This window comes from Nocardia neocaledoniensis (genome assembly GCF_029868625.1).
Taxonomy (GTDB): Bacteria; Actinomycetota; Actinomycetes; order Mycobacteriales; family Mycobacteriaceae; genus Nocardia; species Nocardia neocaledoniensis_A.
Genome location: NZ_JARWOJ010000316.1, coordinates 62,966 through 72,571, shown reverse-complemented (window position 1 = coordinate 72,571; position 9,606 = coordinate 62,966). Strand labels below are relative to the sequence as shown.

The window sequence follows — 9,606 nt, the reverse complement described above, 5'->3', positions numbered from 1 at the left end:
GCCCTGATCTTGGCGGCGAGTTCCTCGCAAAGTTGCGCGCGGCGCGCGCCCAGCGCCACCGGGTGACCGAGTGCGGCCAGCGCGACGGCCGTCGCGGCGCCGATCCCGGAGGACGCGCCCGCCACCAGCGCGGGCCTGCGTTCGGGGTTGGGTTCGAATCGGGGCACTAGCGGACCTCTACTGTGATGGGGAGTGCGGCGAAGCCACGGACATTGGTCGAGTGCACGCGTTCGATGCCGCCGTGGTCGACCTCGTAGCGCGTGACCCGCCGCGCGAACTCGCCGAGCACCACGCTCGCCTCGAGCCGGGCCAGGTGCGCGCCGAGGCAGAAGTGCACGCCCGCACCGAAACTCGCCAGCGCGCCGCCGTCGTTGCGGTCGATCCGGTAGGTGTCGCCGTCGGCGAACGCCGCCGGGTCCCGATTCGCCGAGCCGATCAGCAGCAGCACCTTGGCCCCCGCCGGGATGGTGCCGCCGTGGTAGTCCAGGTCGGTCGTGGCGGTGCGGGCGACGATCTGGCTCGAGGTGTCGTAGCGCAGCGTCTCCTCCACCCAGTCCGCGACGAGGTCCGGGTCGGCGGCGACCTTCGCGTATTCGGCGGGGTCCGCACCCGCCCAGTACAGGGCGTTGCCGAGCAGTTTCGTGGTGGTCTCGTTGCCCGCGACGACCATCAGGAACATGAAGCCGATGATCTCCTCGTCGGTGAGGGTGTCGTCGTCGATCTCGGCCTCGAGCAGGGCCGAGGTGAGATCGTCGCGGGGCGCGGCGCGGCGCTGGGCGACCATGTCGGCGTAGTAGCCGTACAGCGTGATCGAGGACTCGATCGCCTCGACGGGCACATCGAGAACGCCTTCTTCCCGGTGTACCACCAGGTCCGCCAGCCGCCGGAGCTCGGCGCGATCGGCCTCGGGCACCCCCATCAGTTCGGAGATGACGTCCATCGGCAGCTTGCCCGCGACCTCGTCGATCCAGTCGAAACGACCACGCGCGAGCGCGGGTTCGAGGTGCTCCAGGGTGATCTCGCGGATGCGGTCTTCCATTTCGGCCACCCGTTTCGGGGTGAATCCCTTGTAGACGAGTCTGCGCATGCGCATATGCCGTGGATCGTCCATGGCCAGGAACGACATGACGCGGTGCGCGTGCGGTCCCCAGGCCGCCGGATCGAGGGAAACGCCATTGGCGCTGGAGAGCCGGTGATTGTCCCGGAATGCCGCGATCACATCGGAATGGCGGGACAGCGCCCAGAAATCGAGATCGGGATTGTGGTAGAGCGGCGCCTCGGTCCGCAACCGGTGATATGTCGGGTACGGATCCTCGTGGAATCGGTAATCGTACGGATCGAATCGCAAGGGCTCGACAGCGGCGCTGGTCATCGCGAACACCCCGGTTCCGATCGGACGTCCCCGGCACTGTCGGGACGGTGGCGACCCGAGGGAGACACGTAGCTGGACATGTGTCTGGACGGTACCACCGACGCCTGCACCGCACAACGTTTTCATCGACGATTCGATCGACCGATGCCCACCGGCGGGCCCTATCGGTCATGTCAAAGCCGCTGATGCTGAACGTATTCGAGCCTCGAGCACCGTTCCTCGAGGCCGGCTCCCGGTCGGCCCGAAAAGCTGGTCATGAATCTGGAACAGTGTCTGGAATGTGGTCTAGATCATATGGTACGGTCACCCGCATGGCACGGGTTGACGGCGAAGTCGCACCGCCCGACGGGGGTGCGGACCAGGCCGGTGCCGCGCGCATTCTGCGCCAGAATTTCTCCGCCACAGTCCTTTCCAGCGTGGCCACCCTCGGGCGCGCGTTGCGTATCGGCGCGAGCGCCGTCGCCCTCGGCACCGCCGACGCCCTGCGCGGCCGTTTCCAGATCCACGAAACACTCGCGCAGGCGTGGTTTCTGATCCGGGTCACCGCGGTGCCGAGTATTTTGATGGCCATTCCGTTCGGCGTCATCGTTTCCGCGCAAGTCGGCAATATCGTGTCCGAACTCGGCGCCGATTCGATGATCGGCGCGGCGGGTGGGCTCGGCGTCATCAAACAGGGCGCGCCGATGGCCACCGCCATGCTGCTCGGCGGGGCGGGTGCGGCCGCCATCGCCGCCGACCTGGGTGCCCGCACCATCCGCGAAGAGGTCGACGCGCTGCGGGTGATGGGGGTCGACCCGGTCCGCCGGCTGGTCGTGCCGCGGATCGCCGCGATGATGCTGGTGGCGCCGCTGCTCAACATCCTGATCATCTGCGTCGGCGTCGCCTCCGGTTTCGTGGTCGCGGTGGCGGCGCTGGGGGTGACGCCGGGCAGCTACTGGCAGTCGTTCGGTTCCTTCACCACGCCGGTCGATCTGTGGGTCTCGCTGGTCAAGGCGCTGATCTTCGGGTTCCTCGTCGTCGTCATCGCCTGCCAGCGCGGGCTCGAGGCCACCGGCGGGCCGCGCGGTGTCGCCGACGGCGTCAACGCGGCGGTGGTGATGTCCATCGCGGCCGCGGTCGTGCTGAACACCGTGATCACCCAGGTGGTCACGATGTTCTTCCCGGTACGGATGGCGTGATGACGGCGGCTCCGTATTATCCCGTCGGCCTGCGCTGGGTGGGGCGGCTGCGGCGGGCTCGGGTGCGCCCGCTCGGCCCGGTCGACGCTCTCGGGTTCGCGCTGGGCTTCGGCTGGCAGGTGGTGTCCTCGGTGCCGTACACCCTGCTGCGCTATCGGCGGCAGACGGTCACCATGGTGACCGACATGACCTGGGGTCGTGGCTCGGTGATCATCGGCGGCGGTGTGGTGCCGCTGATGCTGTTGCTCGGCGCGGCGATGGGTGCCTCCATCGGCATCGAGGCCTTCAGCGCGCTGAACCTGCTCTCGCTCGGTCAGCTCAGCGGCCTGATCTCGGCGTTCGGCGTGACCAGGGAACTCGCGCCGATCGCTGCCGGGATCGGGTTCGCGGCGCAGGCCGGGTGCCGGATGACCGCCGAGATCGGGTCCATGCGCATCTCCGAGGAGATCGACGCGCTCGAATCCCTGGGCATCCGGTCGGTGCCGTTCGTCGTGACGACCCGGGTGATCGCCGGGATCATCGCCGTCGCACCGGCTTTCGTCGTCGCGTTGATCCTCAGCTACGCCTCGTGCGCGCTGATCGTCACCACGATCCACGGCACCCCGTCGGGGACCTACGACCACTACTTCGATCAGTTCGTCGTGGGCTGGGACGTGTTCGCCGCGACCGTGAAGGTGATGGTGTTCGCCGTGGCCGTCGTGCTGATCCATTGCTACCAGGGCTATTTCGCCACCGGCGGCCCCGAGGGTGTCGGCATCGGGTCGGGGCGCGCGATCCGCGCCAGCCTGGTGTCGATCATCGCCCTCGACATGGTCGCCACCATCGTGCTGTGGGGATTCCGATCTCCCGTGACCTTCACCGGGTGATGCCATGCCTGCCTACACTCTGCCCGGCACCGAGGTCGGGCCACGTCGCGCCCGGCTACTCGGTGTGCTCGCCGTCGTCGTGGCCGTGCTCGGCCTCGCCGTCTGGCGGGTGGTGCCGGCGGACCGGCCCGCCGACGAGATCCGGGTCGCGCTGCTCGTGGGTCAGGTGGGCGCGGGCGTCGGGCCGGGCACCGACGTGCGGCTCGACGGCGTCCACGTGGGCTCGGTCGAGACGATCGACTTCGCCGGCCGCGGTACCCAGCGAATCGGTCTGACGCTGCGCGGTTCTCAGCTGTTCGGCTTGTCGGACGCGCTGAGCGTCGACTACGCGCCGGGCAGCCTGTTCGGTATCAGCGCGGTCGAGCTCCACCCCGGAGCAGGCGGCGTTGCGCTGGTCGAGGGCGCGACCGTCGACCTGACCGGCCGTGACGCGGAGCGAGTACGCGACGCCACGCTCTCGGCCCTGCTGACCTCCACCGGCGCCCTCGCCGACCAGGTGCTCACCCCGAAGCTCGCCGAACTGCTCGGCACCGTCTCGCGCGATCTCGCGGCCTTCGCCCCGCTGCTGGCGGCCATCGGCGCGACGGTGCGTTCGTTCACCGAAACCCAGCTGCTGCCACCGTCACTGCTGTTCGACCAGTTCGGCTCCGCGCTCACCGGGCTGCCGCCGATGCTCACGGGCAGTCTGACCCTGCTCTACGCCGACTACACCAACGAGTACCTGAGCACGCCCGAACACCTCGAGAAGTTCGGCCGGATGTTCTCCGACATCCAGTACCAGCTGCTGCCGACCGTGACCGAGCTGCTCACCACCTCCCGGCAGCACTTCGGCGGGCTGCTGCCGATGGCGAGCCTCGTTCTCGACCAGCTGTCGGGCTCGGTCAGCACGCCGGAGCGAACCGGGCGTCAACTCGGCGAACTGCTCGACCGTCTCGACAGCGCCTTCGTCGACACCCCGCAGGGACCGGTCCTGCGCGCCGCGGTCGACCTCGACGGGGTGCCGGGCCTGGCCGCGCCGCTGGCCGCGGTGCTCGGGCAAGGGGGCCGCTGATGACCACACGGAGCCTGCTGCTGCGGGTGGTGCTGGCGACGGTGGCGATGGGACTGGTGCTCGTCGGCGTGCTGCGGGTGATCGAACGGCCGGTGGACGGCGAAACCCACACCTACACAGCGCTGTTCACCGACGCGAACGGTCTGCGCACCGGTGACGACGTGCGCCTGTACGGGGTGCAGGTCGGCAAGGTCCGCGCGGTCGAACTGGACGGGGCACTGGCGCGGGTCCGCTTCACGGTGCTGCGGGAGCGCACGCTCCACACCGGGACCACGATCGCGATCCGCTACCAGAACCTCACCGGATTCCGGTATCTGGAGATCCGGCAGCCGACCGAGCTCGGCGATCGCCGCGACCCCGCCGCGGTGTTCGGCCCGGCGGAAACGGTGCCCGACTTCGACATCACCCGGCTGTTCAAGGGTCTGCAACCGGTGCTCGCGCAACTGTCACCCGAGGATCTGAATCGGTTCGCGACCAGCATCCTCGCCGTCGTCGACGGCGACGGCACGGGGCTGGGGCAGGCCATGGCCGCCATCGACACCCTGAGCAGGCACGCCTCCGACCGGCAGGCCGTGCTGTCGACGCTGGCCGCGAACCTGGCCCAGGTCGCCGACCACCTCGGGGGCAAGTCGGGCAACGCGATGAAGCTGCTGACCAACCTGACCAATCTGTTCATCACCATCACCGAGAAGCTGCCCGGCCTGGTCGATTTCGCGGTCGGCATTCCGGCGGTGCTGCAACCGCTGCGGAGCATGCTCACCGTGCTCGGCGTGACCGGTGAGCCCGATCGTGATCTCGATGCCGCGCTGCGCCGCGCCTTCCCCGATCCGGTGGCCGCGGTCGCCGCGTTCGACGACCTGCCCGGGCTGATCCAGGCGCTGGCGCACGCCGTCCCCGCGACCGGGCCCGGCCTGGTCTGTACGCACGGCGACACCGAGGCGCCCGAGCCGCTGCGGGTGCTGCTGACCGGACAGGGGGTGGTCCTGTGTCGCCGATAGCACTGCGCGCGTTCGGGTTCCGGCGTCCGGGCGGGGATCCGCGCGCGGGCGACCTGCGGTGGGGGATCGCGGGAATCTGCGCCGCCGTGGTCCTGCTCGTCGGGATCGGCGCGGTGTATGTCACCGGGACCTCACCCGAGCGCGCCTATTCCGCCGAACTGAGCCAGGCGGGGTCGGTCCGTCCCGGCGACGACGTGCGCCTCGCCGGCATCCCGGTCGGCAAGGTCACCGCGCTCACCCTGCTCGCCGATCGGGTCCGGATGGAGTTCACCGTCGCCGCGGACGCCTTCCTGGGCGATCAGACCACCCTCGACATCCGGATGCTGACCTTCGTCGGCGGCTACTACGTCGCCGTGCTCCCGGCGGGGACGCGTCCCCTCGGCGACGCCGTCATCCCGCGGGAGCGAGTCATCGTGCCCTACAACCTGACCCAGGCGTTCCAGGACGCGGTCGAGCCGGTGCGCCGGATCGACGCCAGTATGCTGCGGCGCGACCTGGCGGCCCTGTCGACCTCGATCGAGAAGAGCCCGGAGGCGGTTCGCTCGGCCGTACGGGCGGCCGGGGACCTGGTCGGCATCCTGGACGCGCAGAACGCCGACATCTCGCGCACTCTGGCCATCGCCGACGAATACCTGACCGCGCTCGACGCGAACGCCGACGTCCTGGCGGACCTGCTGGTCACCCTCGGCACGCTCGAACAGATCATCCAGACCAACAAGGTGCAGGTCGCGCAGTCCCTGCGCGACCTGGCGGTGGTGCTGCGGGACTTCACGCCGCTGGGGCGGGCCTGGGACGCCTCGCTGAAGGAGCGCGCGCGGCCGCTGGCCGACGCGATCCCCGCGCTCGAGCAGCTCGGCGGGCGGCTCGGCGCGCTGCTGGACGCCGTGCGCGCGTTGTACCAGCGGGTGGCGCCGTTGCTGGCGCCCGGCGGCGGGATCACCGTCGATCACTCCGGCGCCACCATTCCCGTTCCCGCGGTGTGTATTCCGTTGCCGGGTGGGGGATGTTGATGAAGACGATGCTGGGTTCGCGGGGGCTGATGTCGGTCGCGGTGGTGCTCACCCTGGTACTGGCGGGCGCCCTCGGGCTGCGGCTGAGCACACCCCATCCGGCGACGCGCGGGTACTGCGCCGACATGCCCGACAGCATCGGCCTCTACGAGGGCAGTGCGGTCACCGTGCTCGGGGTGCCCGTCGGCCGCGTCACCGCGATCACCGTCGTCGGCGCGGTCGCGCGGGTCGACTTCACCGTGCGCGCCGACCGCGAGCTGCCGACCGACGTGGGTGCGGTCACCGTCAGCGACACCCTGATCGCCGACCGGCGCCTGGAGCTCATCGGCGCCGAGCCGACGGGACCCGGGTTGCCCCCGGGGGCCTGCATCACCAGAACGTTGACGCCCAAAAGCTTGTCGCAGACCTTCGACGCGCTCGCCGGATTGGCCGATCAGCTCAACAGCGCGGGCGATCCGACGCAACGCGGTGCGCTCGGCGCCGGGCTGGACGCCGTCGACGCGGCCACAGCAGGCACCGGCGAGCAGCTCAACGACATGATCCTGGCGTTGAGCCGGGCACTGGCCGCGCCGGACGCGGCGATCGGGCACCTCGGGCAGCTCCTCGACGCCCTGGCCGAACTCGCCCAGCGGGCCCGCGGCGGCTGGGCGCAGGTGGAGACCACCGTCTCCGGGCTGCCGCAGACCTTCGACGACATCGTCACGATCGCGTTCCCGCCCATCATCCAGATCGTCGCCACCCTCGCCGACCTGCTGCCCCAACTCAACGACGTCATCATGATGTTCGGCTCGCCGGGGCTGCGCGCCCTGGAGTCCGTGCCCGACCTGCCCCGGATGATCGCGGCCGGAGTCGGCTCGCTGGCCGAGGTGATCGCCATGACGCCCGCGCTCGCCACCGGATTCGCCGGCGCGGTCGATCCGGTGAGCGGACAGCTGACCATCGGCTACGCGCCACCGAAACTGGTCTTGCCCCATCAGGATTCGTCCGCGATCTGCGAGGCCGTGCGGGTCGCCACCGGTCAGGGCTGCGCGACGGCCGCCGACGGCACCATGACTGTTCCGGCACTGCCGGTCCTACTCGCGGGGGTGAGCGCCCGATGATCCGACTGCTGCGCCGGACCGTCCACGGCCTGCTGGTACTGGCGACAGTGCTGGCGGGCACGGGATGTGGTTTCCGGCCCGCCGACCTCCCGGTCCCCGGCACTGGCGTGGACGGACCGACCTACCGCCTGCGGATCGAGTTCGCCGACGTCCTCAATCTGCCCCAGGCCGCCAAGGTGATCGCCGCGGGCGTGCGGGTGGGCAGACTCACCGGGGTCACCCTGGTCGATCCGATCGCCGCCACCGCCGAGCAGGGCGCGCGCCCCGGCTACGCGGTGGCCGACGTCGAGATCCGGCAGTCGGTCCGGCTGCCGGTGGGCACCACCGCCGTGTTGCGCCAGGAGACGCCGCTCGGCGACGTGCACATCGCCCTGTCCGAGCCCACCGCGCCGAGCGCGACAATCCTGACCGATGGCGCGACCATCCCGCTGGCCGACACCACCCAGGCGCCGCCGATCGAAGACATCCTGGCGAGCCTGTCGACCTTTCTCGGCAGCGGCGCCGTCACCGACTTCCAGACCATCATCCGCACGGCGAACGGGCTCATGCCCGAGGACCCGCGCGACACCGCCCGGATCGCGGGCGTCCTCGGTACCGATCTGACGGACCTCGCCGCGAACCTGGATTCGGTCGACGCCCTGCTCGACGGCATGGAGGCCACGGTCGAGCAGGGCCTGCGGCAGAACCTGCCCATGCTCGACGAACTCCTCACGCCCTACGGCGTCGACCACACCACCGACGCGGTCAACGCGCAGATCGGCGTCATCTTCGTGCTCACCGCGCTCGGCCCGGTCGCCCCGAGCGCGCAATGGCTCGGCCCGTTGCTGTCCTCGCTCGACGACGCCACCCGCGCGGTGGTACCGGTGCTGTTCGGGGCCAGTCCCCTCGACACCTCGGCGCCCTCCAACATGAAGACCCTCGTCGACCTGATCAATACGAAACTGGTGCCCTTCGGCACGCGTGGTCCGAAGGTGGATCTGGTCGATGTCGGCCTCGGCCCGACGACGATCACGTCGGCGGAACGCACCGGCCGCGTCGTCGACACGCTGCGGATGATCGGAGCGGTGCGATGAATCTCCGTGCGGCGGTGTCGCTGTCGGCGATCGCGGCGGTGCTGGTCCTCGGGGTCGGGTACATGTCGGTCGGGGTGCTCGGATTCGATCCACGGCTGCGCTTCCTCGCCGTCGAGATGGATCTGGACACCTCCGGCGGCCTCGGCCCGAACGCGCCGGTCCTGCTCGCCGGCATGCGGGTCGGGCAGGTCGAATCGGTGCGCAAGCAGGCCGCGGGTGTCCGGGTGCGTCTCGACATCGACAGCCGCCACCGCATCCCACTGGCCAGCGATGTCCGGATCGAACAGCTCTCCGCGCTGGGCGAGCCCTATCTCACGTTCGTGCCCACGTCCGGCGCCGGGCCGTATCTCGAAGACGGACAGGTGATTCCGGCGGAGCGGATCCATGTGCCGATGAGCATCACGGCGCTGTCGGCCAAACTGGTCGAACTGCTCGAGCAGATCCGGCCCGAGGCGATCGCGCGCCTGGTCGACACGTTCGATCGCGCGCTCGCCGAGACCGAGACGGCCATGCGGACGCTGCACCGGTCGTCGAACCTGCTCGCGGCGACCCTGCTCAGCCGCACCGACCTCATCCGGCGGCTGTTCGCCGATATCCAGGCACTCGGCGGCGACATGGCCTGGCTCGGCCCCTCGCTGGGCGCCGCGGGACCGAAGTTCGGTGAGTTCGGCGTCACCCTGAGCGCGATCGTCGAATCGGGCTCGGCGCTGGTGGAGAGCAGGCCGCTCACCGACTACGTCACCGGCGACGGCCTGGTGCCGTTCCTCGCCCGCCTGAACGACCTGATCGCCGAGATCGGGCCGAGTATCGCGCCACTCGAGCAGATCCTCGGCCCGGTGGTGACCGACGCCGTGCACCGCGCGCCCGCGCTCGACATCAGCACCCTGATCGACCAAGCCCTGCGGAGCGTGGACCCCGACGGCACCGTGCGGTTCCGCATCGCCGTCAAATAGCCAGC

Annotated in this window: 10 protein-coding genes; 8 read left to right on the top strand and 2 right to left on the bottom strand. The window is 70.1% G+C overall.

From position 1 onward, the window contains the following. Both QH270_RS23910 and QH270_RS23905 read right to left on the bottom strand, forming a co-directional pair. Positions 1–167, bottom strand: a 167-nt coding sequence (locus QH270_RS23910) for an SDR family NAD(P)-dependent oxidoreductase (protein WP_280346328.1), incomplete at its 3' end; no start/stop codon positions are given. Beyond that, positions 167–1,372: a cytochrome P450 gene (locus QH270_RS23905; protein WP_280346325.1), complete on the bottom strand. Its 1,206-nt coding sequence runs from the start codon at positions 1,370–1,372 to the stop codon at positions 167–169. The genes QH270_RS23910 and QH270_RS23905, both read right to left, overlap by 1 nt. A 311-nt stretch (positions 1,373–1,683) precedes the next feature. Between QH270_RS23905 and QH270_RS23900 the strand changes: the two genes are divergently transcribed. From QH270_RS23900 to QH270_RS23865, 8 genes are read left to right on the top strand one after another with little or no spacing between them, the layout of a single operon-like run. Next, positions 1,684–2,550: an MlaE family ABC transporter permease gene (locus tag QH270_RS23900; protein ID WP_280346324.1), complete on the top strand. Its 867-nt coding sequence runs from the start codon at positions 1,684–1,686 to the stop codon at positions 2,548–2,550. Beyond that, a complete protein-coding gene (locus QH270_RS23895) occupies positions 2,550–3,416 on the top strand; it encodes an ABC transporter permease (protein ID WP_280346323.1) in 867 nt (288 codons plus the stop codon). The genes QH270_RS23900 and QH270_RS23895 overlap by 1 nt, the downstream gene beginning before the upstream one ends. Positions 3,417–3,420: 4 nt before the next feature. Further along, positions 3,421–4,467 (top strand): mammalian cell entry protein, encoded by a 1,047-nt coding sequence (locus QH270_RS23890; protein ID WP_280346322.1) that lies wholly within the window; start codon positions 3,421–3,423, stop codon positions 4,465–4,467. Continuing rightward, complete coding sequence (locus QH270_RS23885) at positions 4,467–5,465, top strand: MlaD family protein (protein ID WP_280346321.1); 999 nt, start codon at positions 4,467–4,469, stop codon at positions 5,463–5,465. Before QH270_RS23890 ends, QH270_RS23885 begins: the two co-directional genes overlap by 1 nt. Then, positions 5,453–6,475: an MlaD family protein gene (locus tag QH270_RS23880; RefSeq protein WP_280346320.1), complete on the top strand. Its 1,023-nt coding sequence runs from the start codon at positions 5,453–5,455 to the stop codon at positions 6,473–6,475. The genes QH270_RS23885 and QH270_RS23880 overlap by 13 nt, the downstream gene beginning before the upstream one ends. After that, positions 6,475–7,575, top strand: coding sequence for an MlaD family protein (locus QH270_RS23875; protein ID WP_280346319.1), 1,101 nt, complete (start codon positions 6,475–6,477; stop codon positions 7,573–7,575). Before QH270_RS23880 ends, QH270_RS23875 begins: the two co-directional genes overlap by 1 nt. Then, on the top strand, positions 7,572–8,648 hold the full coding sequence (locus QH270_RS23870; RefSeq protein ID WP_280346318.1) for an MlaD family protein: 1,077 nt from the start codon (positions 7,572–7,574) through the stop codon (positions 8,646–8,648). The genes QH270_RS23875 and QH270_RS23870 overlap by 4 nt, the downstream gene beginning before the upstream one ends. Beyond that, positions 8,645–9,601, top strand: a complete 957-nt coding sequence (locus QH270_RS23865; protein WP_280346317.1) for an MlaD family protein — start codon at positions 8,645–8,647, stop codon at positions 9,599–9,601. The genes QH270_RS23870 and QH270_RS23865 overlap by 4 nt, the downstream gene beginning before the upstream one ends. The last annotated feature ends 5 nt before the right edge of the window (positions 9,602–9,606 follow it).